The sequence below is a fragment of the Sorangium sp. So ce204 genome, from assembly GCF_051526795.1.
GTDB lineage: Bacteria > Myxococcota_A > Polyangia > Polyangiales > Polyangiaceae > Sorangium > Sorangium cellulosum_B.
The window spans coordinates 2,861,023-2,885,318 of record NZ_CP150317.1 but is presented as its reverse complement, the minus strand read 5'-3'; the positions used below and the strand labels follow the sequence as shown (position 1 = coordinate 2,885,318).

Sequence of the window (24,296 nt, the reverse complement as noted above, 5' to 3'; positions counted from 1 at the left end):
CATATATATATGATTTAGGTGCTCCGGATGTCCCTGGAAGGCAGGATCGCGCTCGTCACGGGTGGGGGTCGCGGCATCGGCCGGGCGATCGCCGAGCGGCTCGCGCAGGGCGGCGCGCGCGTCGCCGTCGCGGGCCGCACGCAGGCCGAGATCGAGGAGACGGCGGCGGCCGTCGGGGGCGTCGCCGTCCGGCTCGACGTCGGCGATCGCGAGGGCGCGCCGCCGGCGATCGCCGCGCTCGAAGCCCAGCTCGGGCGCATCGACGTGCTCGTCAACAACGCGGGCGTCGCCGAGAGCGCGCCGTTCGACAGGACCAGCGACGCGCTCTGGGACCGCATGCTCGCGGTCAACGTGACCGGCGCCTTCGCGCTCTGCCGCGCCCTGATCCCGAAGATGATCGCGCGCGGGTTCGGGCGCGTCGTCAACGTCGCCTCGACCGCCGGGCTCGTCGGGTGCGCCTACTCGACCGCGTACTGCGCGTCGAAGCACGCCATGGTCGGCATGACCCGCGCCATCGCGCTGGAGATCGCCCGGACGCCGGTGACCATCAACTGCGTCTGCCCCGGGTGGGTGAACACGAGGATGGCGGACGAGGCGATCTCCCGCATCGCCGAGAAGACCGGGCGGGGCGAGGACGCGGCGCGGCGATCGCTCGAGTCGATGTCGCCCCAGGGCCGGATGGTCGAGCCCGGCGAGGTCGCGCTCGTCGTGGCAATGCTCTGCAGCGACGAGGCGCGCAGCATCCATGGCCAGGCGATCCCGGTCGACGGGGGGCAGGTGATGCGGTGAACGGCGATCTCGAGATCGTGCAGCCGGCCGGGTGGCCCGCGCCGCGAGGCTACGCCAACGGCGTCGTGACGAGCGGCAGGACGCTGCACATCGCGGGGCAGATCGGGTGGGACCCGGCGTCCGGGCGGTTCCGGAGCGACGATCTGGCCGAGCAGTTCGCCCAGGCGCTCGACAACGTGCTCGCGGTCGTCGCGGCCGCCGGCGGGGCGCCGGGCGACGTCGCGCGCATGACCGTCTACGTGACCGATCTCGAGGCGTACAGGGGCTCGCTCCGCGCGATCGGCGCCGCGTGGCGGGCGCGGTTCGGCAAGCATTTCCCGGCGATGGCCCTCCTCGGCGTCGCGGGGCTCGTCGAGCGGCGCGCGCTCGTGGAGATCGAGGCCGTCGCGGCGCTCGACGCGCGCCGCGGGGGCGGGGGCGGCCCGTGAGGCGCGGGGCGCCGGCGAGGCGGCCGCTCGCCGTGGTCCCCCCGCCGGAGAGCGCGCGCGGCGACCAGGCCGCCGTGCGCGCCTGGGTGCGCATCCTCGCGGTCCACAAGCGCGCGCTCGCGGCCATCCGGGAGGACCTGGAGCACGAGATGACCCTCCCGCGCTTCGACCTCCTGGCGAACCTCGTGCGCAGCGACGGGCAGACGCTCGCGTCGCTCTCCCGCAGCATGCTCGTCACGGCGGGCAACCTCACCGGGCTCGTCGATCGCGCGGCGCGCGACGGCATGGTCGAGCGGCGGGCGGACCCGAGCGACCGCCGCGCGTGGCGGGTGCACCTGACCGCCAAGGGGCAGCGCGCGTTCCGCGACGCCGAGCGGCGGCACGCCGCGCGCGTGGCGAAGGTGTTCTCCGGGCTGAGCCCGGCCGAGCTCTCCACGCTGACGCGGCTGCTCGACAAGCTGCGCACCACGCTCCGCGAGCCGGACATGCCCGTCCCGTCGCGCCCCGGCAGCGCCCGCGCGCACGCCGAGCGGAGCGCGCGGAGCCCCCCGCGGCGCACGCGGACGAAGCCCTGATCGCGCGAGGCTCGCGTCCGGCGCGCGCCGGACCCAGGAGATGCCCATGACCCTCACACCCCGCTCCTTCCAGCTCGAGATCAGCCGCGGCGTCGCGGAGATCACGCTGAGCCGCCCCGACCGCCTGAACGCCCTCACCTTCGAGGTCTACGGCGAGCTCACGGCCACGTTTCGCTCGCTCGAGCGCTCGGCCGCGCGCGCGGTCGTGCTCACCGGATCGGGGCGTGGGTTCTGCTCGGGCGGCGACGTGGACGGGATCATCGCCGAGCTGTTCGCGCGGGACGCGCGGGGGCTGCTCGAGTTCACCCGCGCGACCGGCGCGCTGATCCAGAGCATCTGCGAGCTCCGGCGCCCGGTCATCGCCGCCGTCAACGGGGTCGCCGTCGGCGCGGGCGCGGTGATCGCCGCCGCCTGCGACCTGCGCATCGCCGCGGCGAGCGCCCGCTTCGGGTTCATCTTCCCCAAGGTCGGCCTGTCCGGCGCCGACATGGGCGCCTCGTACCTCCTGCCGCGCATCGTCGGCCAGGGGCGCGCCGCCGAGCTGCTCTTCTTCGGCGATCTCATCGGCGCCGACGAGGCGCTCCGCATCGGCCTCGTGAACCGCGTCGTCGCCGACAGCGACGCGCTGGGCGTGGCGCGCGGCTGGGCCGAGCGCCTCGCGCGCGGGCCGGCGTTCGCGCACGCGATCACCAAGCAGATGCTCGAGAGCGAGCGCACGATGCCCCTCGCCGCCGCGATCGAGGCCGAGGCGCAGGCGCAGGCCATCTGCATGGCCCACCCCGACTTCCGCGAGGCCCACGAGGCGACCAGGGCGAAGCGCCCGCCGCGCTTCGAGGGCGCCGACCTGGGCGACGCGCCGGCCGCGCCCGGCGACGCCGACGCGCCCCCCACCCCGCGGTCCACCGGCCAGGAGACGCCCCGCGTATGAGCGGGCTCGCGCTCTCCTCCGCCGAGCTCCCCGTCTTCTTCGAGGAGCGCCACGCCGCGCTCGCGGCGCGGCTGACGCCCGAGGCGCTCGCGCCGCTCGCGCGGCTCGCCAGGGCGCACGACGCCGCCGCCGTGGCGCGCGGCATGGGCGAGCCGCTCGGGCTCTACGCGCACCTCGTCCCCGAGGCGCTCGGCGGCGCGCCGAGCGGCGGCGGCCGCCCCGCGGACGCGACCGCCGTCGACGTGCGCTCGCTGGTCCTCATCCGCGAGGCGCTCGGCCAGGTCGCCCCGCTCGCCGACGCGATCTTCGCGGTGCAAGGGCTCGGCTCGTACCCGATCGTGCTGGCCGGCAGCGACGCGCAGCGCCGCGCGATCTTGCCCGACGTGCTCTCGGGGCGGCGCATCGGGGCCTTCGCGCTGACCGAGCCCGAGGCGGGCAGCGACGTCGCCTCGCTGAGGACCGAGGCCCGCCGCGAGGGCGACGGGTGGGTCCTCGACGGCGAGAAGGTGCTGATCTCGAACGTGCCGCTCGCGCACCACCTCGTGGTCTTCGCCCGCACGGGCGCGCCGCCGCGCGACGGCGGGCGCGCCGCGATCACGGCGTTCCTCGTCGACAGCGGCGCGGAGGGCGTCGCCTCGGAGCCGCTGCCGATGTCGGTCCCGCACCCGATCGGCCGGCTCCGCTTCGACGGCTGCCGCGTGCCCGACAGCGCGCGGCTCGGCGAGGTGGGCGGCGGCTTCAAGCTCGCGATGCAGACGCTCGACGCCTTCAGGATCTCGGTCGGCGCGGCGGCGAACGGGATGGCCGCGCGCGCCCTCCGCGAGGCGATCGCCCACGTCACGCGGCGGAGGCAGTTCGGGGCGCCCCTGTCCGAGCAGCAGATGGTGCGCGCCTACCTCGCCGAGATGGCGACCGAGCTCGACGCGGCCCGCCTGCTCGTCGCCCGCGCGGCCCACAAGCGCGACACGGCTGCGGCCGGCGCGGCGGCGCGCGTCTCGACCGAGGCGGCCATGGCGAAGATGTTCGCCACCGAGGCGGCGCAGCGGATCATCGACCGCGCCGTCCAGCTCCACGGCGGCATGGGGGTCATCGAGGGGACCGAGGTCGAGCGGCTGTACCGCGAGATCCGGCCGCTGCGCATCTACGAGGGGACGACGGAGATCCAGAAGCTCATCATCGCGAAGGGCATCCTCGAGCGCGCCGCCGCCGAGCCCCCGGCCGACGAGCGCGCTCGCGGCGGGGCGCGGTAGCCATGTGGAGGCCGCCGGAGCGGATCCGCCACGCGCTGCCCCGCGAGGAGCCTCCGAGCGCGGGCGAGGCGGCGCGCGCGCGCCTCTTCTCGCCGCTCCGCCTCGCCTCGGGCCTCGAGCTCGCCGAGCGCTCGTGGGTGCCCGCGATGGTCCCGTGGCGCGCGACCGAGGAGGGCGTCGTCACGCAGGACGTGCTCGACTGGTACGGCCGCTTCGCCGAAGGCCAGCCCGGCGCCCTCGTGGTCGAGGCGACCGGGATCCGCGACGTGCCGAGCGGCCCGCTGCTCCGCGCCGGGCACGATCGGTTCGTCCCGGGGCTCCGGGAGCTCGTCCGGACGGTCCGTGCGCGGAGCGGCGGCAGGACGCGCGTGTTCCTGCAGCTCATCGATTTCCTCCGCATCCGCAGGCGCCCGGCGAAGGACAGGTTCCTGCGGGAGTTCCTCGAGATCACCGGCGCGCACCGGCGCGCCCTGTCCGAGGCGCTCGGGGAGCCGCCGCTCCGGGACGCGCCGGAGCGCGACGTGCGCGAGCGGCTGCTCGCGCTCGACGACGCGCGGCTCGAGGCCGTGCTCGCGCCCCGCGAGCTCGAGGCGCTGCGCTTCGGCGAGCGCGAGCGCGTCACCGACGTCGCGCTCCCTCACCTCCGCGATCTGCCGCGGACGCTGCCGGGCCTCTTCGCCGCGGCCGCCGTGAGGGCGCGCGAGGCGGGCTTCGATGGGGTCGAGCTCCACTACGCGCACGCCTACACCATGGCCTCGTTCCTTTCCGCGCTGAACACCCGCCCGGACGGCTACGGCGGCGATCGCGAGCGCCGCGCGCGCCTCCCGCTCGAGGTGTACGCGGCGGTGCGCGCCGCCGTCTCCGCTCGCTTCACGGTGGGCTGCCGCTTCCTCTGCGACGACATCGTCGCGGGGGGCAGCCGGGTCGACGACGCGGCGTTCTTCGCGCTCGCGTTCGCGCGCGCCGGCATGGACTTCCTCTCGCTGTCGACCGGCGGCAAGTTCGAGGACGCGAAGCAGCCCAAGGTCGGCGAGGCCGCGTACCCCTACACCGGCCCGAGCGGATACGAGTGCATGCCGACCGCGATCTCGGACGCGGCGGGGCCGTTCGGGCGGCAGGTCCCGAAGCAGGCGCAGATCCGGCGCGCCCTGCGCGAGGCCGGCCTCGGCACGCCGGTCGTCGTGGCGGGGGGGATCTGCACGTTCGCCCAGGCCGAGGCGATCCTCGCGCGCGGCGAGGCCGATCTCATCGGGGCGGCACGGCAGACGCTCGCGGATCCCGACTGGTTCCTGAAGGTGCGGCTCGGGCGCAGCGGGGAGGTCCGACGTTGCATCTATTCCAATTACTGCGAGGCGCTCGATCAGCGCCACCGACCCGTGACGTGCCAGCTCTGGGATCGCGAGGGGCTCGACGAGCCGGGGGTCGCGACCACGGAGGGCGGAAAGCGCCGGCTCACGGCGCCGCGATGGAGGCGTGACGATGACCGCACCGACGTTCCCTGACGAGCTCAACCTCGCCGACTACTTCCTGTTCGATCGGCTGCGCGAGGGGCTCGGCGACAAGGTCGCGCTGCTCTTCGGCGATCAGCGGCACACCTACGCCGACGTCGCCGAGAAGGTCCGGATGCTCGAGGCGCACCTCGCCGTCGAGGGCGTCGCGCTCGAGCAGCGGGTGCTCATCGTCCTGCACGACTCGCCCGCGTTCGTCTGGGCCTTCTTCGCGGCGCTGAGCCACGGCGCCGTCGTGGCGATGGGCAACCCCGAGGCGCCCGCGCCCGACCTCGCGCACCTCGTCGAGTACACGCGGGCCGCCGCGGTCGTCACGATCCCGCGCGTCGCCGAGGCGCTCGCGCTTCAAGGCGCGCTCGCGGCCACGGACGTCCGCACCGTCGTGCTGGTGCCCGAGGTCCCGACCGGCGGCGATCTCGAGGCCGATCTCCCGGTCTCGCCGGCCCTCGCGGCGCTGCGGGGCACCTCGCTCCGCGGCGCCCTCGCGCAGGGGCGCGCGGCGCTCGCGGCGAAGCGCGCGCCGGAAGGCCCCCGCCGCACCCGGCGCGACGACATCGCCATCTGGCTCTTCACGTCCGGCTCCACCGGCAGGAGCAAGGCGGCCATGCACACGCACCGCGACTTCGCCTTCAACACCGAGCGCTACGCCAAGGCGACCGTGGGCTACCGCAGGGACGACATCACCGTCTCGGTGCCGCGCCTCTTCTTCGGCTACGCCACGGGCACCAACCTCATGTTCCCCTTCGCCGTCGGCGCGACGTCGGGCCTCTTCGTCGAGCGGCCGACGCCGGAGTCGCTCGCGCGGTACATCGAGCGCTATCGCCCGACGGTCGTCACCAACGTCCCGACGATGATGGGCAAGCTGCTCGATGACGACGACGCCCGCGCGGCGCGCGGCGCGCCGCGCCTCGACCTCTCCAGCGTCCGCTTCCACCTGTCCGCGGGCGAGGCGCTGCCGCCGGCGCTCCTCGAGCGCTTCCGCGCGCGGTTCCACGCCGACGTCTATGACGGCATCGGCTCCGCGGAGATGTTCCACATCTACTGCACGAACCGCCCCGGCGACGTGCGCCCGGGGTCGCTCGGCCGCGTCGTGGAGGGGTACACGATCAAGATCCTCCCCTCGGACGCGGCCGGGCCGGGCGCGCCCGAGCTCCCGCCCGGCGAGACAGGCGTCATGTGGGTGAAGGGCGACTCGGTCGCGCTCGGCTACTTCCAGGATCGCGAGAAGAGCTGGGGCACCTTCCACGGCCACTGGTGCCGCACCGGAGATCTCTTCCGCATGGATGCCGAGGGCTACCTCTGGTTCAGCGGGCGCGCCGACGAGCTGCTCAAGGTGGGCGGCGTCTGGGTCGCGCCGGTCGAGGTGGAGGAGTGCCTGACCGAGCACCCGGCCGTCAGCCTCGCCGCCGTGATCGGCGCCGAGGAGGCGGGCCTCGTGAAGCCGAAGGCGTTCATCGTGGTCCGCGACGACGCGCGAAGCCGCGTCGCCACCGGCGAGGGGCGGGCCGAGCTCGCCCAGGAGCTCAAGGCCTTCGTGAAGGACCGGCTGAGCAAGCACAAGTACCCGCGCTGGGTCGCCTTCGTCGATGACGTCCCCAGGAACGATCGCGGCAAGGTCGATCGCAAGGCGCTCCGGCAGCGCGAGGCCGCCGGCGAGAACCCGGCGGGCCTGTAGCCCATGCAGGCCGCGCCGCGCCTCGCGGAGCTCACGACGGAGGAGCTCGCCGCGCTCCTGTCGGGCGGCGCGCCGTGCGTCGCGCTCGTGCCGGTCGGGTCGGTCGAGCCGCACGGCCCGCACCTGCCGCTCGGCACGGACACGCTCATCGGCGAGGCCGCGGCCGAGCAGGCCGGCCGCCGGCTGTGGGCGCGCGGCGTCGCCGCGCTCCTCGCCCCGCCCGTCGGTTATGGCGTGACCGACTTCGCGGCGGGCTTCGCCGGCGCGATCTCGATCCCGGCGCCCGCGCTCACCGCCTTTCTGCGCGCCGTCGCCGAGGCCTACCTGTCGGCCGGCCTGTCGCATGTCTGCTTCATCAACAACCACCTCGAGCCCGAGCACGATCGCGCCGTCCGCGCCGCCACCAGCGGCCTGCCCCTGGGCCGCGCCTCGGTCGCGTGCCCGCTCGCGCGCCGCTGGGCGCGGACGCTCTCCGCGGAGTTCCGGAGCGGCGCCTGCCACGCGGGCCGTTACGAGACATCGCTCGTCCTCGCCGCGGCCTCCGCGCTCGTCCGGAAAGACATCGCCGAGGCCCTGCCGGACCTCGGCCTGAGCCTGTCGGAGGGCATCAAGGCAGGAGCGAAGAGCTTCCGCGCGCTGGGCATGGACGCCGCCTACACGGGATCTCCGCGCGAGGCATCCGAGGACGAGGGCCGCGCGTTGCTCGATCTGCTCGCGACGATGATTGTCACCGAGGTCGAAGAAGGCCTCTCCAGCGTTTCCGGCCACGAACCCGCGCCAGGAAGAAGCAGCAGGTAACCCAACGAGCGCTCAGGTAGACAAAAGCAGGCACTCCTGCCCCAGCACCACCCCCCTCACGCTCACCCGAACGGCAGAATCCGCCATCGACTCACGCGCCCCGGCAAGCGGATCAGGCTGTTCAGGCCGTTCGAACTGATGTGGCTGCTCATGTCGCGCGGCACGCGCAAACGTGGGCAAAACGTGGGCGAACCGCGAGCAGAACGTGAGCAAACGTGAGCGGCATTGCAGATGCGCCTCGCGGCGCTCGACAATCACCAAGCACTCGATCAATAATGCTTAGTTTTGCTCCGACGTCACAAGCAACATCAACAGGATTTTGACGACAATCCTCGATTCCCAATTGACGCGTTCAATTCCAGGCCGTACAACGGTATCGTTTTCCTCGCGCGCTGTTTGACGCCAGAACGATCCGACGGCTGACCTGATGAAGGTGATGCTTTACGGCGCGCAGGCAGATGGTGGTTTTGGCGGGGGCGCTCTCTGGCGTTCCTGCGCGACGGCATCACACGCAGCCTCGCGGGCGGAGCTGGCCCGACGACGCGGATCGGAGAGCATCATGAGGAATCGAACGATCATGAGAGGGTCTCGGCATCTGCTCCTGGCGTCTCTCGCCGCCGCCTCCGGCGCGGCGCTCGCCGGGTGCGTCGGCGCACAAGACGAAGGTGACGAGCTGCTCGGTGAGGCGCAGCAGGCCGCGACGGTCTGTGTGACTCTCCAGCGCACCGGGACGACGGGCGTGGTCAAGGATGCCCTCATCAATTCGACCTACCCCACCTACACCCCCACCGGAGCCGACATGTACGCTGGCGAGAGCTCCGGCTCCCAGCTGCGTGGGCTGATCGCGTTCGATCTCTCGTCGATCCCTGCCGACGCTACCATCGTCTCGGCGGATCTCTACCTCAACCTCGGCGCCTCGACCCCCGACGTGATGCGCGTGCACCGGGTCACGACGCCCTGGGACGAGAACACCGTGACGTGGAACTCGCACTCGACCGCCTGGGATCCCACCGTCCTGGGGACCCTCACGGCGAGCTCGGGATACACGTATACTTATCACACGCTCAGCCTCACCAGCACCGTGCAGAGCTGGGTGAACGGCACCGTCTCGAACAACGGCGTGTTCTTCGAGCAAACCCTGAATCGCACCCACATCCGAACGAGCGAGAGCTCGCTGGATCGGCGGCCGTATCTACGCGTCTGCTACGACAGCGAGACGGGGGGCACGACGGCGACGTCGAGCTCCAGCTCCTCGACGACCTCCGCCACGACGTCGAGCTCCAGCTCCTCGACGACCTCCGCCACGACGTCGAGCTCCAGCTCCTCGACGACCTCCGCCACGACGTCGAGCTCCAGCTCCTCGACGACCTCCACCACGACGTCGAGCTCCAGCGGCGCGGGCGGCGCGGGGGGTGCCGGCGGCACGGGCGGCGCGGGGGGTGCCGGCGGCGCGGGCGGCGGAGGCGGGGGCGGCGTGCCTGGCCTGCCGATCAGCTGCAACAGCAGCACTCCTGGCGCAGGTGCCAATTGCGGCGTCGAGGGGGGCGATAATTGCTGCTCGACCCTTCCGGTCCCGGGCGGCACGTTCAACCGGCTCAACAACGCGGGTCTTCCGGCGACGGTCAGCAGCTTCTACCTCGACAAGTACACGATCACGGTGGGGCGCTTCCGGCAGTACCTCGAGCAGACCGGCGGCCCGACCCAGGCCAACCCGCCGGCCGCCGGCGCGGGTGCGCACCCGAAGATCGCGAACAGCGGCTGGGACCCGTCGTGGAACGGGTATCTCGCGGCCAGCACGGGCGCGCTCAAGACGGCGCTCATCTGCGATCCCTATGGATGGCCGTCCTGGAGCGACACGCCGGGAGCCAAGGAGAAGAAGCCGATCGTCTGCGCGACGTGGTACGAGCTGTTCGCGTTCTGCGCGTGGGACGGCGGCCGGCTGCCGACCCAGGCGGAGCTCAACTACGCCTCTGCCGGCGGCGACGAGCAGCGCATGTTCCCGTGGGGCGGCTCGAGCGTCGAGAGCATCATCGGCGTCAACCAGGACGGCTCCACGGATGTCACACGGTATGCCTCCTGGTGCTGCCAGGGCGACGGCACGGTCGCGGGGGATGGAGCGAACCGCTGCCTGGGTGAGCCGTACCCGAGCAACTATCCCTGCGCGCACACGGATCTCACGGACGTCGGCAAGTTCCCCCAGGGCGCCGGGCGGTGGGGGCAGCTCGACCTGGCTGGCAACGCGTACAAGGCCACCCGTGACGGTTCGGACAACTATCAGCTGCTGATGCCCTGCAACGACTGCTCGCGGCTCGACAACAGCTCGAGCGCGCGCTTCATGCACGGCGGCAGCTTCCTGGCCGCCGGGTACAAGCAGACGACGGACTTTCGGGCTTCCTACGCGGGCACCTCGCGGCGCTACTACGTCACAGCGACGTGCGCGCGCGATCTCCCGTGACGCCGCTCCGGCCGACGGCCCGGCGAGGCGACCGCGCGCCGCGCTGGTGAAGCCGGCGGGCGCGGGTCCGCCGCGCACCTCGCGCGAGGGCGCCCGCCGGCCCTGCCGGGCCTCCCAGGCGGGCGCCTCCTGCCGGCGAGCGCTCGCTCCCGTGCCCTCCCGCTCTCCTGAGTGCCCCCCTTGAACTTGGCCCTCGCCGGCGCCCCTTGATACGCGCGCTCCATGCGCGTGAGAGGCATTTTCCTCCTGCCGGCGATAGCGCTCGCGACGCTGAGCGTGAGCTGCCCGCGCCCTGCCTCCGAGCCCGCCGCGACGTCCCCGGCCCCTGCGCCCGCCTCCGCCGTCACCGCGCCGCTCGCCGCGGCCGCGCCGGCCGTCGCTGCCCCGGCGCCCTCCGCCGCCCGCGCGGAGGACGCCGCGCTGCCCGGCGAGGAGGCCGCGACGGCGCCGGGCGCGCTCGCCGCGGCGCCGGGCGGCGACCCGCTCGCGTTGCCGGCGCTGCCGCCGGAGCTCGTCGATGACGGGTCCGACAAGCTGCCCGAGATCGATCCTCCCCCGGCCACCTCGCCGACGGCGGCCGAGGAGGAGGTCCACGAGCTCGCGAGCGTCGCCAGGGAGACGTGGATCTTCGCCGAACCGCGCTGGACCAGCCGGCGCATCGGGTACCTGCGCGCCGGCGCCGTGGTCGCGCGCAGGCCGGAGCCGTCCGGCAGGACGTCGTGCGCCGACGGCTGGTACCACATCGAGCCGAACGGCTACGTCTGCATCGGCGCCAGCGCGACGCTCAACGTTCACGACCTCGCGGTCGAGGCATCGTCGCGCCGCCCTGTCCGCCTGTTCGCTTCGCCCCCCTTGCCGGTCGTTCGTGGCGAGGCCGCGCCTGGCGCGGCGCAGGCGGGCGAGGCCGCGCCTGGCGTGGCGCAGGCGGGCGAGGCCGCGCCTGGCGCGGCGCAGGCGGGCGAGGCCGCGCTTGCCGCAACGCAGCCGGACGCAAACGCACTTGCCGCGACGCAGCCGGGCGCAAACGCACTTGCTACAACGCAGCCCGGCGAGACCGCACTTGCTGCAACGCAGCCCGGCGCAAACACACTTGCCGCAACGCAGCCGGGCGAGACCGCACTTGCTGCAACGCAGCCCGGCGCAAACACACTTGCCGCAACGCAGCCGGGCGAGACCGCACTTGCTGCAACGCAGCCCGGCGCAAACGCACTTGCTGCGACGCAGGCAGGGGACGCGACAACCCTGCTCGGCGGCCTGCCCTACACGTACGTGATGTCTCGCTCCCCCACCCCGCCGCTCTATGCGCGCCTTCCGGACGAGGACGAGCAGCGCGGCGCCGAGCCCGACCTCGGCGGGCACCTGCTCCGCGCCGCGACCGCCGCGCGCGCGCCTGACTTCGTCGCGCCGCCGCCTCCGGACGCGACCCCCTCGGTCCTGCTCTACGGGCGGCCGGCGCCCGGGCTCGCCGGCGATCGCCGCTCTCCCGACGCGCTCGTCCTGGGCCGCGCCCGGACGCGCTCCGGCTTCGCCCTGCTCTCGACGTTCGATCACGACGGGCGCCGCTTCGGCCTGACGACCGACCTCGCCGTCCTGCCGCTCGACCGCACCCGCGTCATCCGGCCGAGCGCCTTCGCCGGGCTGGCGCTCCCGGAGGGCGTCACCTTGCCGGTGGCCTTCGCCAGGCGCCGCCACGCCGCGCGCCTCGTCCCGGGCGAGCGGGGCGGCGTCACCCGCGCCCCGCTCCGCTTCCGCGAGGCGATCCCGCTGTCCGGCGCCTCGCGGCGCCTCGGCGGCATCGACTACCTCGAGGCGCGGGACGGCTCGCTCGTCCGCTCGGACGAGGTCGTGCGCGTCGACCCGCTCCCCAGGACGCCCGCGTGGGCGGTGCGCGGGCGGAAGTGGATCGACGTCTCGATCGACAAGCAGAGCCTCGTCGCCTACGACGGCACCCGCCCCGTCTACGTGACGCTCGTCTCGACGGGGGCGGACGGCCTCGGCGACCCCAAGACGACGCGCTCTACGATCCAGGGGCTGTTCCGCATCCACACGAAGCACGTCACGGTCACGATGGACGGCGACGAGGAGGACGAGGATCCGTTCGACTTCCGCGACGTGCCTTTCGTCCAGTACTTCACGGAGGGCTTCGCGTTCCACGCGGCCTACTGGCACGACGATTTCGGCACCCCGCGCAGCCACGGTTGTGTGAACCTCTCTCCGCTCGACGCCGCCTGGCTGTTCGAGTGGACGACCCCCGAGGTCCCGGCCGAGTGGCACGGCGCGCTCTCGTTACGGAAGGGCACGCTCGTCTCCATCCGCCCCTGAGCCCGCGGCCCGCCGGCGCTGCCCCTTCCGCGCCGCGCGAAGGCACGCTACACGCTCAATCCATGGCCATCCAGGAGCCCCTCTCGCTCGATCAGCTCATGGCGATCGATCCGCTGCTCTCCGAGGAAGAGCGCATGATCCGCGACGCCGTCCGTCGCTTCGTGCGCGAGCGGTACCTGCCGCGCGCCGCGGATCTGTTCGCGCGCGAGGAGTTCGCGACCGACCTGATCCCCGAGATCGCCGCGCTCGGCCTGCTCGGGGGCTCGCTGACCGGCTACGGCTGCGCCGGCATGAACTCGGTCGCTTACGGCCTCGCGCTGCAGGAGCTCGAGTATGGTGACAGCGGCCTGCGCAGCTTCGTGAGCGTCCAGGGCTCGCTGGCGATGTATCCGATCTGGAAGTACGGCTCCGAGGCGCAGAAGCAGCGCTGGCTGCCGAGGATGGCCGCCGCCGAGCTGATCGGGTGCTTCGGCCTGACGGAGCCCGACAGCGGGTCGGATCCGAGCTCGATGAAGACCCGCGCCCGGAAGGACGGGAGCTCCTACGTGCTGACGGGCACGAAGATGTGGATCACGAGCGCCCCCATCGCGGACCTCTGCGTTGTGTGGGCCAAGGTCGATGACGGAGGGGCCGAGTCCATCCGCGGCTTCGTGGTGGAGCGGGGAATGAAGGGGCTGGAGACCCCGCTCATCCACGGCAAGATGAGCCTGCGCGCGAGCCCGACCGGCGAGATCGTCCTGAACGAGGTGCGCGTGCCGGAGGAGAACGTGCTGCCGGGTGTGGTCGGCCTGAAGGGCCCGCTCGGCTGCCTGACCCAGGCGCGCTTCGGCATCGCGTGGGGCGCGCTGGGCGCCGCGCGCGCCTGCTACGAGACGGCGGTCTCCTATGCGCGCGAGCGCGTCCAGTTCGGCCAGCCGATCGCGTCGCGGCAGCTCATCCAGTCGGAGCTCGTGGAGATGGCGATGGAGATCGCGAAGGGGCAGCTCATGGCGCTGCACTTCGGCCGGCTAAAGGACACGACCGGCATCAGCCCGGTGCAGGTCTCGCTCTGCAAGCGCAACAACGTGGGCTGGGCGCTCAAGATCGCGCGGACCGCGCGGGGCGTGCTCGGCGCGAACGGGATCTTGCTCGATTACCCCGTCATCCGGCACATGCTCAACCTGGAGAGCGTGTACACGTACGAGGGCACCGACGAGGTGCATTGCCTGATCCTCGGCAACGCGATCACGGGACACAACGCGTTCTGAGGGGATGCCGGCGGGTAGCCCGCGCTGGCGGGCTGCTGCGCGCGAGCGGCTGCACGCTACACGCCACGGTCAGGCTCGCCTGCCGGCCAGGCGAGCGCAGGGCGTCGTGGTACGCTCGCGGCCTGGAGGCTAGTAAAGCGTGGTCCATCGGAAGCCTGTCTCACAGGACGTTGGCACAGAGGGCCATCCTTTGTTCGGCCGCACGACGACGTGGTCAGGCCGCACGAAGCTTATTGAAGATGTTCGTCGCAGCAGCGACAACGCCAGGTGAACTCCCACTAGCAGCGCTCTCAACGAGCTTTGCAACGCGTTGGATTCTCGGCACCAGCTCCGCCAAACTACAGTCGGCAACTAGACTAACAAACCGCTCCGCAATACCTTTGTCGGTCAACTTACCCAATACCACGTCGTCCGCCGGCAAGCACTCGTTGAGGTAGTAAACCCATCGATCTGGGGGGAGCCTAGACAGCATCTGCTTCGCGATTGGGCTAGCGGTCCAAGAGGTCCCCCAGTGATTCCCGAGCGCAACGGAGAGGATGGCCGTCATACACCTAGGCAGTGCATGAAGCGGAATACTCGTCCCGAGCGACGCAAGTGCTACCATTGGCGCATACTCGCTCCTGAAATTGTCCCATCCCTCGTGCGCATCCAAGACCCGCTGCGCCGCCTCGATGAATGTACGAGACCGAAGCAACTCAGGCACATAATCGAAGCCTTTCACCTTCAGCAACGATGCTCGGACGCCGGCCGCAGCCGTCTGCTTACCCTCCGCGTGGACCTCCGCGTAGCACGATCCCACCGACTGACGATCTGGATGAAGCAAACCGTCCCAGATAGCAGGGAGGAACGTGTTCAGGTTTGCGAGAACGTGCTCAAGCTGAGCCCCCTGCGCGGTCTTGATTACCGACAGCAGGACACGAAGCGTAGTTCGCTGAAAAAAGTATGGCGAAGACGCAAGCGTATCGACCTCCGGATCTCCGGACTGAAAATCTTGCGTTTCCAGTTTCTTTCTAAAGGAAGCAAACTCCAAGGCCGCTTCAGTTTCTCCGTGCCCAAGTACAGTTTGAATGCACGTACGGAGCGCCCCAGTCGCCTCCTCAAATGTCATACCATCATCATCGGCATCGTCGGGCGGGTTGGCAAAGTGAGCGATAACCTCCATTGCGTGACGAAGACGAAGCGTATGCGAACTCGGGAAGAACCCCAACTCTTCTGCGAGTCGCAGAGCATCGTAATCCGTAAGAATCTGCTGAGGGTTGCTACCAACGGTAACATCCTTACGGTCAAGCATCTCACCGATGAAATCCATTCCGAGAGCGCCCAGCTTTCTCTTGAGACCAGACATGGTCTTCTGCCAGGCGAAGACACTTCCCATCTCAAAGCTGCCATCCTCGAACGCCTTAATAATCTGCTTGACTTCACGGGGCGCGAGCTGCTTGGCGTACGGAGCCAGTTGCTCGATGGCGCGAACGTCCTTCGGAACCTTGACCACGTCCAGGGGGCGCCAAAGCGATACTGCCGTATCCTTGCTCATGCTGGTGCTCCAATCTTGTGTCCGCTGGACCCGTTACTTGATCGAATGAACGCGCAAGCAACATCGCCACTCTCTACGAAACGGCTGAGAGCCTCGAATGCGCGGCGCCTCGCGCCTCCAAGCATTTGGCTTGCAGGCGTGCCGTCGACTCCGCTGCGCTGAACAAAGAAATTGTAGCCCAATATCGTGCCGTCGGAGCGCAGAAGCGTTATGCCATCACTCCCGAGCATTCCCTCAAGAAGCGCCCCGTACGCCGACAGCGTAAGCACGGCCTCCGTGCTCTGCTCTCGCAGGAAGACCTCTACCAACCCGGCAAGTTGTATTGGTTCTACCAGAAGAACACCGTCCACCGACAGCGGCGATGGAATTGGGCTACCTACTCGAACTACCGCGAGCAACGCACCGTGTCCGTGGAGTAGCGCTCGCCCAATGACGGAAGACAGATAGCTCCTCAACGACTCTCGCACGAATTCAGGTGCATCAACCACAGCAGCGCTGACGAGTTTGTCGATGGATGCGCCAGGCGGCGGCTCATCAGCGCTTGCGGCGGACAGGTGCACATGAAGATGGCGTTCTCCTGTAGTAACGAGTTCGACTACCCGCTCAGCGATCTGACGGGCGAGTACGGCCTTCACCGAATCCACGGGCAGAGCGCCTAGCGTATTGCGGATATCCAAGGCGGTAGGCAATTCTGGCTCTCGAAACACTCCGTAGCTAAACTCGCGTTCACCCCGCTCGACGTAAACCACCCATCCCTGCCGAGCGAGGGGAGCGCACTTCTTTAGCGCTTGTTTCACGGTCGAGGCGTCCTTGGGGCCGCGACCGATCTCGAGTGGTGCAGTGCCTTGGAGCAGTGCGAGTGCCCGAGCAAGAGCATCACACACGAGAATCTTTGGGTATAAGACCGTGCCCTCCTCCTCGTAGTGAGAAAGCTCTACTACGAGTTCCACCAAGGCACTGGTGGTGTCGACGCATGCCATGCCGGCTCGTTCAATGAAGTCGCTAATCTCACCCTTTAGCGTTGCTCGAAAGCTAATCTTGCGCGGCTCCGGCATCGACGTCTGGCTCCGAAATTGCTCTCAGGAGAAGGTTACCGCGTGGGCCAAGCTGGGTCAAGGTGCGCCGTCTTGCTGAATGCGATCCAGCGTCCGCGGCTCCCCAGATCGGCCGAACAGGCATCTCCGCCGCCACCATTGGCTCGATCTCGCCGAGCGGCAACTGCGCCTCCCGCGCGCCGAAGCCTCGACGGTCATCGACGCGATGCTCGGCTGCACGAGCGAAGCGCTTGCCTTGCTGCAACGTTCGCCGATGCCGGAGGAGATGCGGAAGAGCTATGCGCGCCTTCTGAGGAAGCGAAGCCGCGCGCTCGCATGACGTCAGCCGATTCCCGTCCCGCAGCGCCTCGTCAACAGGCGGTGGCATCATCGGCAGGCGCAGGCTCCCGCCAACGGTGTTCGCAGGCGGCGCGGGAGACCGCTCACCGTCCGCAGGGATCTAGAGCGGTTCGCGATTGGGTTTGGTACAGACCGCGCCCCTCGGGCTGGGCGTTGGCGGATCCCGAGCGCGACGCTTGCGAGGCGTGCGAGCCCGCGGCGCACGGCTCCGAGGCGTGCCCCTGCGCTGCGGTCTGGGACGAGGGGGTCGGTCGAGGTAGCCCGCATGGCGGAACCAGCCTTCGGCGTCCTTCGGCGTCACCTGGTGGAGGGCCCTGTCCATCGCGTCGAGCACGCCCACCACGGTCCGCTGCCCAGCGGTGCGGAGGGTCTGCTTGATCTTGCTGCCGCACTCTTCCACCGGCGAGAAATCCGGCGAGTAAGGCGGCAGCGGGTGGTAGTCGGCCCCCGTCGCCTCGATGGCCGCGCGGACCTCGGGGTACAGATGTGGCTTGAGTCGATCCACGAGCACGATGTCGCCAGGCCGCAGCACCGGAGCCAGATACTCCTGGGCGTACGTCTCAAATCGAGGACGATTCATGGCGCCTTCGAAGACCACCGGCGCCATCACCCCCTGCAGCCCCAGCCCGAGCACCAGCGTCAGGTTCGGGTCCGCGTTCTCCGGCGCCTTGCCGTAGGCCCGCTGCCCGCTGGGGGCGTAGCCATAGAGCCGGGTCATGCCCAGGTTGGCGCCGAACTCGTCGACGAAGATCAAGCGGCGCGCATCTGCGGTCCCCGCCCAATCTTGAAAACTCGCGCGGGCCTGTTGAACGTCCGGGCGGTCTTGCTCGCTGGCACCCAACGTCCTTTTTTTCGGGTGATCCCCATCCGGTGCAGCGTGCGGCTCATCGTCGAGACGCTGACGTGCACATGGTGACGCTGCTCCATCTGCTCGATCAGTTCCGCCAATGTCTGGTCGTTCTTCTCTTCCAGCAGCGTGATCAGTGCCCGCTCGTCCGTCTCGTCGAGCTTCCGTGGCATGCCGCCGCCGTGCGGACTCGGCGTGAGGTCGCCCGTGGCGCGCAGCTGCGTGAGATAGTTCTGCACCGTGTTCGGGGCGACCTCGAACCGCTCGGCCAGCTCCCGGATACTTCCTTCACGGTTCTGGTAGGCGTCGATGATCCGCTGCCGCAGGTCGATGCTGTACGGGCCCATGCGGTAGGCAGCAGCATCAACGATGCCACCGTCCCGCCCGACCATGCTCAGCTTGTACCAAGCTCAACCGCAAATTGCTCTAAATCAAGAGATCGGTAGGCCCCCGGAGAGGGTGTTCGTGGGGCGGCGCGGGGGACGGACCGTTGTTTGAGCCCAATTGACGTTCTATCTCCGGCGTGCTGTGCACGCCGGAGATAGAACGTCAATTGGGCGAGTTCGGTGGGGCCCCCGCGCCGCCCCACGAACACCCTCTCCGGGGGCCGGGCAGTCCAGCAAGACCTCCCCTCCCCTTCTCTCCGCTCCCCTCCGCCCATCTCCGGGGACCGCGCCTCCCGGCGCCATTCCCCCTTCCGCTTCCGCCCACCCGGAGACGCCCCCGCGCTCCGCTCCCCTACCCCGTCTTCGCCGCCGCCTTCCGCTTCAGCCCCACCAGGAAGATCTCCACGCTGCTCGCCCGCGTCCCCTCGGGCCGGATGCTCCGGACCTCCTCGCAGAGGTTCCTCAGCGCGTCCCGGGCCTTCACGAAGTCCTCGCTCATGAAGATCTTCCCGACGAACGCCCCGCCCGGCGCGAGCAGCGCCTCGGCCACGGCCACGGCGCGCATGAACAGCTCGTAGCTCCGCGCCTGATCGGCGATCTTGCTGCCGCTCGTCGCCGGCGCCATGTCCGACAGCACCACGTCGTACGGCGCGAACTGCGCGAGCGCCTCGTTTGTGAGCGACAGCGCGTCCCCCTGCACCACCGTCGCCTGCGGCCCGAACGCCGCCGTGATCGGCGACAGATCCACCGCGAGCAGCTTGCCCCCCGCGCCGATCCGCTGCGCCGCGTACATCGACCACGACCCCGGCGCGGCGCCCAGGTCGAGCACCCGCTGGCCGGGGCGGAGCAGCCGCACCCGGCGATCGATCTCCTCGAGCTTGAAGACGCTGCGCGCAGGATAGCCCTGCGCCTTCGCCGCCTTCGTGAAGGCGTCAGGGCGCTTGTACGGGTTCTTCGGCTTCTGCGACACGGAGGGACGCTCGGCGGGCACGACCGGCGGGGCGCTCGCTCATGGGAGCTGCCCCGCCGGCGGCCGGGATCAGCCGCCCTTCTTCTTGGTCGGCTGCTGCACCGGCACGATCCCCTTGCCGCCGCGCTTCTTCACGGCGCCGCGGATCGTCACCACCTGGTTCTTCGGACCGGGGACCGGACCCTCGATGAGGATCAGGTTGTCCTCGGGGAGGAGCTTCACGATCTTGAGGTTGAGCGCGCTCACCGTCTCGTCGCCGTAGTGGCCGGGCATCTTCAGGCCGGGCAGCGTGCGGCCGGGGGTCATGTTCGTACCGATCGAGCCGCCGTGGCGGAAGTACTCGTGCGTGCCGTGCGAGTTGACCGCGCCGGCGAAGCTCCACCGGCGGATGACGCCGCTGAAGCCGCGGCCGCGCGAGCGGCCCTGCGCGTCCACCCGCTGGCCCACCTCGAAGATCTCGTCGACCTTGAGCGTGCTCCCGATCTCGTACTTCGCCGCGTGCTCCGCGCTGCAGCGCAGCTCGCGCACGACCCGCTTCGGCGTCTGCCCCGACTTCTTGTACGCGCCGGCGACCGGCTTCGTCGTGTGCTTCTCCGCCCGCTCGCCGAGGCCGAGGATGAGGGCGCTGTAGCCGTCCTTCTCGAGCGTGCGCTTGCCGATGACGACGCAGCCCGCCTGCACGACCGTGCAGCGCAGGACCTCGCCCGTCTCGTTGAAGATCTGCGTCATGCCGATCTTCTTGCCGATGATGCCGGGATGCTGATTCATGATGGGATCGCCTTGCTCGCTCCGTCTGGGGTGGCTGAAACAGGCTCCGCGCGGCGCGCCGCGGGAGCGATCCCCTCGGCGCGCCTCGTCACGAGCCGGTTCGGAGCGAAGAACCGGGGCGGCTTCCCGCCGGGCACGTTGGGGGGCGCAGAGCTTACCCACGGAAGCCCCAAAGGGAAGCGAAAACCACCGCCACAACGGTAATACAGACCACATCAAACCGAGACGCATCGCATCACGTCGCTTCGCGTCACGTCGCGTCACGACCGCTCGGACATTGTCCTTCTGGGCGGACATTTCCTGTCTCTCCCTGGCATCGAAGTTCGGAGGAGCGGGCCTCACATTGGGCCGCCGGAGGTCAGGGATGACAGACATCATCGCTCACGGTGGGCCGCGCGGCGTCGAGCGCCTCATGGATCGTTACTGGTTCCTGCTGAGAGGCGAGGCCCACGGCGCCGGTGAGGACAGCGCGAGCGCGGCCCGGACCCGGGTGGTCCGCGACGGCGAGTTCATCGTGGTGAGCATCGAGGCGTCGGCGCTCGGGTGGCCCGAGGGGACGCTGCTCTTCAGGTTCCGATCCGAGGTGGCCCCGTGCGCCGAGTGCGTCGAGCGCGCGGCCGCGATCGCGCGCCACCGGACGCGCGGCATGCTCCGCTCGGGCGACGTGCGCGAGATGCTCGGCTTCGCCGTCGCCCGCTGCGCCGCCTCCGGCATCGACCTGGCCCACGCCGGCGCGCCCGCTCGAGGCGACGGGGCGCGCGGGGACGACGCGCCGGGCAGCGCGGGGGAGCCCGCCTCGGGGGGGCGCCGCGCGGCAGAGGACGCGGGCGGCGGCGCGAAGCGCTACGACGCCGAGCTCTGGCTCATGCTCTGACGGCGCGCGCGCCTCGCAACGGGCGCGGCCGCGTCACGAGCCGACCACGTTGATGGTCGCCTTGACCATCGCCATCCAGCACTGAAGCACCATCTTCCCCTCCTTCTCCGGGGTGATGGCCACCTCGACCTGCGTGTTCAGCGGCAGGTCCTTCTCGATCTTCAGATCGGGAATCGCGATCGCCTTCAGACACTCGCTCTTCGTCGTCCGCGTGAAGCGCAGCACCACGGGCTCTCCCTTCTTCAGCTCGATCGTCGACGGGGAGAACCCGCTGTCGTTCACCGCGATGTCGACGCGCTTGACGTTCGCCGGCGCGGCGAGCTCGGCGGCCGCCACAACCGGCGCCTCCTCGGCGGGCTTGTTGCAACCGAGCGATGCGAGCGGTGCGAGCGATGAGAGCGAGGAGAGGGCAAGCGCGGAGACGAGGAGCTGCATGCTCATGGTCAGCGCGTTCTTACCCGGCCCAAATCGCGCGTCAAGCCGCCCTCCAGCCGTCCGCCCCGGGCGAGAGATCCAGGGGCGGTCGGGCGCAGACGGGCGCGCGCCGCGACGTGAACGCGACGCGGCCGGCTCAGACGTGGCGGCCCGAGAGGATCTGCAGGATCGACGAGAAGAGGTTGATGAAGTTGAGGTAGAGATCGAGCGCGCCGCCGACAGGGTCCTCTTCGTTCGAGTGGAGCAGGCGCGACGTGTTGTAAAGGACGTATCCCCCGAACACGAGGACGGACACGCTGGCGATCGCGAGGCCGAGGAGCGTGCTCCCGAGCAGGGCGTTCAGCAGCATCGCGCCGAGGACGACCATGGCGCCCATCACCAGCCCGCTGGCCATGAACGACAGGTCCTCCCTCGAGAGGAAGACCCCCAGCGTGAGGCTCCCGAACGTGAGGACCGTCAGGATGAAGGTGTCCCGCACCGGGGCCGACGACAGGGTGCCGCCGAGGCCCGCCGCCGCCTGGGCCATGTAGAGCGCAGGCGCCGTGGTGACGCCCAGGACGGCCGCCATCCCGAACAGCGCGAGGACGTTGACCCCGGGGATCTTGCGCACCGCCCGCGCGCCGAACATCACGCCGAACACGACGCCCATCGAGAGGATCGGGTGCTGCGCGAAGAGCTCGACGACCGGCGGCATCTCGCGCCCCAGCGTCCCCTCCTCCAGGTCCGGCGCCCCGATGTACAGCGCGCACATGGCGCCCAGGGACGAGACCACAAGGCTCGCCGTGAAGAGCCCGTACACCTTCTTGAGAAAGTCGATCCGCAGCGCCAGCTTCGGGCTGGCCGAGACGCTCGCCCCGAGGGGACTCGCCTGGCGTGAGTTCATCTGCTGCGCTCCTCCTTCAGGGCGTTTCGCCGCGGCTGCACGAGCGCCTAGTCGTGCACCATTCACCTCGGACATGCAACACCGCCATGCGAAGCCCTCGGGCATCTGCCGCCCGCAAAAAAAATCACGCCCCAGCGGCATCGCGCGCGCACGGCGGGGCCGGCGCGGCGTGAACCGGCGTGACCCGGCGTGAACGACGCGCCGGCATCGCGTAGCTTCCGGCGAAGAGCAGCCCGGATCCAGAGAAGATCCTCTCGGTTCCGGCTAATATAAGCCCAGATCCAGAGAATCATCTCTCGGATCAGGTTGAATCAAGCCTGGGTCCAGAGAATTATCTCTGGACTCCGGCTAAATCCAGCCTGGATCTAGAGAAACGGCTCTCGGTTACGGCGAAGAGCAGCCCGGATCCAGAGAAAACGCTCGGTTTCGACGACAACCCGCGCGGCCGCGACGAAGGCGCGCTCGGTTGCAACGCCAGCAACGCTAGCGCCGAACGACAGCGCCGTCGACCTGGCTGCGGGCGCCGTGGGAAGGAGGAGAACGAGCTCCTGTCTTCTGAGGTCCGGAAGAACGACCTCTCACGCCTCCCATCGGACCCGGAGCACGACCGATCACGACCCATCACCAATCGATGCCTCGGAACAGGCACCTTGCCGCGCCCCTGCGCTCACGCCGGGCAGCGGAAATGGGCCGCGCCCGGGCGCGCTCCGCCCCATGCAGGGACGCCGCGGTGGGCGCCTGCGCGCGGCCCGTTGTCGCGCGCCGCACGCTCGTGTACGAAGGATCGCGAAGCATCACGAGCGCGCCGCGCAGCCCCGGGGAGGACGAGGTTTCATGAACGTCACGACGATCGCCGTTGCCGACGTCGAGCCCGCGACGGCGCCGTTGCCGGGATTCGACAGCGAAGCGGCGGTGCAGAGCCTGCTCGTCTCGAAGATCGAGGCCTCCTACCGCCACCGCCTGCCCCTCGTGGGACGCACGGACCTCCACCCGCTCGTCCAGGCCGCCTATACCGCCTTCACCCAGCGCTATCCCCTCGTGCTCTCGCCCGACGTGGTCTGGCTCTGCCTGGCGCGCGGCTTCACGTTCCACCTCGCCGCGAACGACGAGCAGCGGCGCCGCTTCCTCCCTGACGATCACGAGTTCTCGCTCGTCGTCGATCGCCCGGACTTCACCCTCGGCGAGGTGAACCCGTGGCCAGCTTTGTTTCCGGACTTTTCCAGGCAGGTTTCGGCGCGGGTCGGCTCGCTGCGGGACCTCGTGACCTCCAATTTCTCCACGACGGGGCCTGTCGAGCGGGTGTCGTCGGAGCTCACGGTCGCGACCCCGCTCGCGCCGCACTACGCGTGGGAGCCGCCGTTCCCGGGCGACATGGTGTTCCCGCAGCGCGGGATCCCGCGCGTGTACCTGCTCGGCACGTCCGACGACTGGCGCTGGGTGCGCCAGCGCGTGGCGATGCTCGGCTCCGTCGGGCAAGATCGGTGGACCCGCGCGCTCCTGCCCGTGCTCGACCAGATCGCCGCCTCGGCGGAGGGGCGTGCCGACACGATGTTCTGGCGCGCGTTCTTCAGGTACGAGAGCTCGGCCGACGAGCTGACCGGGTGGATCCACGTGCTGTTTCCGTACCTGCGCGCGTGGCCCAACGACTACTTCGCCCCGAATCCCTATTTCGAGAGCTGGCACGAACGATGGCTGACGGCGGAGGCCCGGAGCGACGCGCTCGGGGGCCTCGGGAACCCGCAGGGACCGGGGCTCTCCGAGCTGCCGCCCGGCCTGACCAGCGCCCAGCTGCGCTTCATCGACGGGAGCAGGCGCGAGCACCCCATGGAGTTCATCAGCGGTCTCATCGGCGTGACGCAGGATCCGCACTCCCTCGCGCTGCTGCCGGAGTTCGTCTGGGCCATCGCGCACCAGGCCCCCGAGTCGGCCGCGCAGCGCCCCGCCGAGGCCTCGTGAGCCCCGCGGCCCCGTGAGCCGCGCGCTCCAGAGCGGTTTTCAGCTGAGCCTGGCACGAGCGTCGCGGAGCGGCGGTCACCCGCACAGGAGACGGGCCCAGATCGGCGTTTTCGGCGCGCAAGCGCACTCCCGTGCGCTGAGCACCGAAAACGCCGAGGTGGGCCCGTATCCGAAGCGGGTGACCGTCGCTCTGGACGGGCGGCGCACGCTGACATAGGATTGTGCGGTCCGCGACACGGCGACGCCTTGCGTCGTCCATCACGCTCGGAGGCTC

General features: G+C 70.3%; 22 protein-coding genes. 14 read left to right on the top strand and 8 right to left on the bottom strand.

The window, feature by feature from the left end; translation table 11 throughout:
• Positions 1 to 27 precede the first annotated feature (27 nt).
• From WMF22_RS11000 to WMF22_RS10950, 11 genes are all read left to right on the top strand, one after another.
• Complete coding sequence (locus WMF22_RS11000; protein WP_437299054.1) at positions 28 to 789, top strand: SDR family NAD(P)-dependent oxidoreductase; 762 nt, start codon at positions 28 to 30, stop codon at positions 787 to 789.
• Positions 786 to 1,217 carry a RidA family protein gene (locus WMF22_RS10995; protein ID WP_437299053.1) on the top strand — a complete coding sequence of 144 codons (432 nt, stop codon included), beginning with the start codon at positions 786 to 788 and terminating at the stop codon, positions 1,215 to 1,217. The genes WMF22_RS11000 and WMF22_RS10995 overlap by 4 nt, the downstream gene beginning before the upstream one ends.
• 32 nt (positions 1,218 to 1,249) lie before the next feature.
• Complete coding sequence (locus tag WMF22_RS10990) at positions 1,250 to 1,792, top strand: MarR family winged helix-turn-helix transcriptional regulator (protein ID WP_012234634.1); 543 nt, start codon at positions 1,250 to 1,252, stop codon at positions 1,790 to 1,792.
• Between the two features lie 40 nt (positions 1,793 to 1,832).
• Positions 1,833 to 2,720: an enoyl-CoA hydratase family protein gene (locus WMF22_RS10985; RefSeq protein WP_438035721.1), complete on the top strand. Its 888-nt coding sequence runs from the start codon at positions 1,833 to 1,835 to the stop codon at positions 2,718 to 2,720.
• Positions 2,717 to 3,970 carry an acyl-CoA dehydrogenase family protein gene (locus WMF22_RS10980; protein ID WP_438035720.1) on the top strand — a complete coding sequence of 418 codons (1,254 nt, stop codon included), beginning with the start codon at positions 2,717 to 2,719 and terminating at the stop codon, positions 3,968 to 3,970. The genes WMF22_RS10985 and WMF22_RS10980 overlap by 4 nt, the downstream gene beginning before the upstream one ends.
• A 2-nt stretch (positions 3,971 to 3,972) precedes the next feature.
• Positions 3,973 to 5,472, top strand: a complete 1,500-nt coding sequence (locus WMF22_RS10975; RefSeq protein ID WP_438035719.1) for an NADH:flavin oxidoreductase — start codon at positions 3,973 to 3,975, stop codon at positions 5,470 to 5,472.
• Positions 5,450 to 7,153: a benzoate-CoA ligase family protein gene (locus WMF22_RS10970; protein WP_438035718.1), complete on the top strand. Its 1,704-nt coding sequence runs from the start codon at positions 5,450 to 5,452 to the stop codon at positions 7,151 to 7,153. Before WMF22_RS10975 ends, WMF22_RS10970 begins: the two co-directional genes overlap by 23 nt.
• A gap of 3 nt (positions 7,154 to 7,156) precedes the next feature.
• Positions 7,157 to 7,951 carry a creatininase family protein gene (locus WMF22_RS10965; protein WP_438035717.1) on the top strand — a complete coding sequence of 265 codons (795 nt, stop codon included), beginning with the start codon at positions 7,157 to 7,159 and terminating at the stop codon, positions 7,949 to 7,951.
• Positions 7,952 to 8,528: 577 nt separating this feature from the next.
• Positions 8,529 to 10,406 carry a DNRLRE domain-containing protein gene (locus WMF22_RS10960; RefSeq protein ID WP_438035716.1) on the top strand — a complete coding sequence of 626 codons (1,878 nt, stop codon included), beginning with the start codon at positions 8,529 to 8,531 and terminating at the stop codon, positions 10,404 to 10,406.
• A gap of 222 nt (positions 10,407 to 10,628) precedes the next feature.
• Positions 10,629 to 12,728: a L,D-transpeptidase family protein gene (locus WMF22_RS10955; protein WP_438035715.1), complete on the top strand. Its 2,100-nt coding sequence runs from the start codon at positions 10,629 to 10,631 to the stop codon at positions 12,726 to 12,728.
• Positions 12,729 to 12,790: 62 nt separating this feature from the next.
• Positions 12,791 to 13,975, top strand: coding sequence for an acyl-CoA dehydrogenase family protein (locus WMF22_RS10950; protein WP_438035714.1), 1,185 nt, complete (start codon positions 12,791 to 12,793; stop codon positions 13,973 to 13,975).
• A gap of 214 nt (positions 13,976 to 14,189) precedes the next feature.
• Here the strand turns inward: WMF22_RS10950 and WMF22_RS10945 are convergent, their stop codons facing one another.
• Together WMF22_RS10945 and WMF22_RS10940 are read right to left on the bottom strand one after the other, a co-directional pair.
• Complete coding sequence (locus WMF22_RS10945; RefSeq protein ID WP_438035713.1) at positions 14,190 to 15,509, bottom strand: hypothetical protein; 1,320 nt, start codon at positions 15,507 to 15,509, stop codon at positions 14,190 to 14,192.
• Positions 15,506 to 16,564 carry a hypothetical protein gene (locus tag WMF22_RS10940; RefSeq protein WP_438035712.1) on the bottom strand — a complete coding sequence of 353 codons (1,059 nt, stop codon included), beginning with the start codon at positions 16,562 to 16,564 and terminating at the stop codon, positions 15,506 to 15,508. The genes WMF22_RS10945 and WMF22_RS10940 overlap by 4 nt, the downstream gene beginning before the upstream one ends.
• Positions 16,565 to 16,643: 79 nt before the next feature.
• Between WMF22_RS10940 and WMF22_RS10935 the strand changes: the two genes are divergently transcribed.
• Positions 16,644 to 16,883: a hypothetical protein gene (locus WMF22_RS10935; protein WP_438035711.1), complete on the top strand. Its 240-nt coding sequence runs from the start codon at positions 16,644 to 16,646 to the stop codon at positions 16,881 to 16,883.
• 120 nt (positions 16,884 to 17,003) lie between these two features.
• Here the strand turns inward: WMF22_RS10935 and WMF22_RS10930 are convergent, their stop codons facing one another.
• The 4 genes from WMF22_RS10930 to rplC all read right to left on the bottom strand — a co-directional run bounded on the left by WMF22_RS10930 (position 17,004) and on the right by rplC (position 19,874).
• Positions 17,004 to 17,657, bottom strand: coding sequence for a transposase (locus tag WMF22_RS10930; RefSeq protein WP_438035710.1), 654 nt, complete (start codon positions 17,655 to 17,657; stop codon positions 17,004 to 17,006).
• The gene (locus WMF22_RS10925) at positions 17,654 to 18,142 is read right to left on the bottom strand and encodes a helix-turn-helix domain-containing protein (RefSeq protein ID WP_438035709.1); all 489 of its coding nucleotides are present in this window, start codon (positions 18,140 to 18,142) and stop codon (positions 17,654 to 17,656) included. The genes WMF22_RS10930 and WMF22_RS10925 overlap by 4 nt, the downstream gene beginning before the upstream one ends.
• Before the next feature lie 346 nt (positions 18,143 to 18,488).
• Positions 18,489 to 19,106, bottom strand: a complete 618-nt coding sequence (locus WMF22_RS10920; protein WP_438035708.1) for an SAM-dependent methyltransferase — start codon at positions 19,104 to 19,106, stop codon at positions 18,489 to 18,491.
• A 69-nt stretch (positions 19,107 to 19,175) separates the two neighbouring features.
• Positions 19,176 to 19,874 (bottom strand): 50S ribosomal protein L3, encoded by a 699-nt coding sequence (gene rplC, locus WMF22_RS10915; RefSeq protein ID WP_437299042.1) that lies wholly within the window; start codon positions 19,872 to 19,874, stop codon positions 19,176 to 19,178.
• A 364-nt stretch (positions 19,875 to 20,238) separates the two neighbouring features.
• Between rplC and WMF22_RS10910 the strand changes: the two genes are divergently transcribed.
• The gene (locus tag WMF22_RS10910) at positions 20,239 to 20,748 is read left to right on the top strand and encodes a hypothetical protein (RefSeq protein ID WP_438035707.1); all 510 of its coding nucleotides are present in this window, start codon (positions 20,239 to 20,241) and stop codon (positions 20,746 to 20,748) included.
• Between the two features lie 33 nt (positions 20,749 to 20,781).
• On the opposite strand, the gene WMF22_RS10905 is transcribed toward WMF22_RS10910, so the two are convergent.
• The gene (locus tag WMF22_RS10905; RefSeq protein ID WP_438035706.1) at positions 20,782 to 21,189 is read right to left on the bottom strand and encodes a cupredoxin domain-containing protein; all 408 of its coding nucleotides are present in this window, start codon (positions 21,187 to 21,189) and stop codon (positions 20,782 to 20,784) included.
• 130 nt (positions 21,190 to 21,319) lie between these two features.
• Positions 21,320 to 22,066, bottom strand: a complete 747-nt coding sequence (locus WMF22_RS10900) for a Bax inhibitor-1/YccA family protein (RefSeq protein WP_438035705.1) — start codon at positions 22,064 to 22,066, stop codon at positions 21,320 to 21,322.
• Positions 22,067 to 22,900: 834 nt separating this feature from the next.
• Between WMF22_RS10900 and WMF22_RS10895 the strand changes: the two genes are divergently transcribed.
• Positions 22,901 to 24,022 (top strand): DUF4419 domain-containing protein, encoded by a 1,122-nt coding sequence (locus WMF22_RS10895; RefSeq protein WP_437299038.1) that lies wholly within the window; start codon positions 22,901 to 22,903, stop codon positions 24,020 to 24,022.
• Positions 24,023 to 24,296 lie beyond the last annotated feature (274 nt).

What these genes read in the sequence shown, in the direction of transcription:
- WMF22_RS10970 (WP_438035718.1), top strand. Translation starts at nt 5,450, where the DNA reads ATGACCGCACCGACGTTCCCTGACGAGCTCAACCTCGCCGACTACTTC.
- WMF22_RS10950 (WP_438035714.1), top strand. Translation starts at nt 12,791, where the DNA reads ATGGCCATCCAGGAGCCCCTCTCGCTCGATCAGCTCATGGCGATCGAT.
- WMF22_RS10905 (WP_438035706.1), bottom strand. Translation starts at nt 21,189, where the DNA reads ATGAGCATGCAGCTCCTCGTCTCCGCGCTTGCCCTCTCCTCGCTCTCA.
- WMF22_RS10895 (WP_437299038.1), top strand. Translation starts at nt 22,901, where the DNA reads ATGAACGTCACGACGATCGCCGTTGCCGACGTCGAGCCCGCGACGGCG.
- WMF22_RS10900 (WP_438035705.1), bottom strand. Translation starts at nt 22,066, where the DNA reads ATGAACTCACGCCAGGCGAGTCCCCTCGGGGCGAGCGTCTCGGCCAGC.
- rplC (WP_437299042.1), bottom strand. Translation starts at nt 19,874, where the DNA reads ATGAATCAGCATCCCGGCATCATCGGCAAGAAGATCGGCATGACGCAG.
- WMF22_RS10965 (WP_438035717.1), top strand. Translation starts at nt 7,157, where the DNA reads ATGCAGGCCGCGCCGCGCCTCGCGGAGCTCACGACGGAGGAGCTCGCC.
- WMF22_RS10980 (WP_438035720.1), top strand. Translation starts at nt 2,717, where the DNA reads ATGAGCGGGCTCGCGCTCTCCTCCGCCGAGCTCCCCGTCTTCTTCGAG.
- WMF22_RS11000 (WP_437299054.1), top strand. Translation starts at nt 28, where the DNA reads ATGTCCCTGGAAGGCAGGATCGCGCTCGTCACGGGTGGGGGTCGCGGC.
- WMF22_RS10955 (WP_438035715.1), top strand. Translation starts at nt 10,629, where the DNA reads ATGCGCGTGAGAGGCATTTTCCTCCTGCCGGCGATAGCGCTCGCGACG.
- WMF22_RS10975 (WP_438035719.1), top strand. Translation starts at nt 3,973, where the DNA reads ATGTGGAGGCCGCCGGAGCGGATCCGCCACGCGCTGCCCCGCGAGGAG.
- WMF22_RS10925 (WP_438035709.1), bottom strand. Translation starts at nt 18,142, where the DNA reads ATGGTCGGGCGGGACGGTGGCATCGTTGATGCTGCTGCCTACCGCATG.
- WMF22_RS10940 (WP_438035712.1), bottom strand. Translation starts at nt 16,564, where the DNA reads ATGCCGGAGCCGCGCAAGATTAGCTTTCGAGCAACGCTAAAGGGTGAG.
- WMF22_RS10985 (WP_438035721.1), top strand. Translation starts at nt 1,833, where the DNA reads ATGCCCATGACCCTCACACCCCGCTCCTTCCAGCTCGAGATCAGCCGC.
- WMF22_RS10935 (WP_438035711.1), top strand. Translation starts at nt 16,644, where the DNA reads ATGCGATCCAGCGTCCGCGGCTCCCCAGATCGGCCGAACAGGCATCTC.
- WMF22_RS10960 (WP_438035716.1), top strand. Translation starts at nt 8,529, where the DNA reads ATGAGAGGGTCTCGGCATCTGCTCCTGGCGTCTCTCGCCGCCGCCTCC.
- WMF22_RS10945 (WP_438035713.1), bottom strand. Translation starts at nt 15,509, where the DNA reads ATGAGCAAGGATACGGCAGTATCGCTTTGGCGCCCCCTGGACGTGGTC.
- WMF22_RS10910 (WP_438035707.1), top strand. Translation starts at nt 20,239, where the DNA reads ATGACAGACATCATCGCTCACGGTGGGCCGCGCGGCGTCGAGCGCCTC.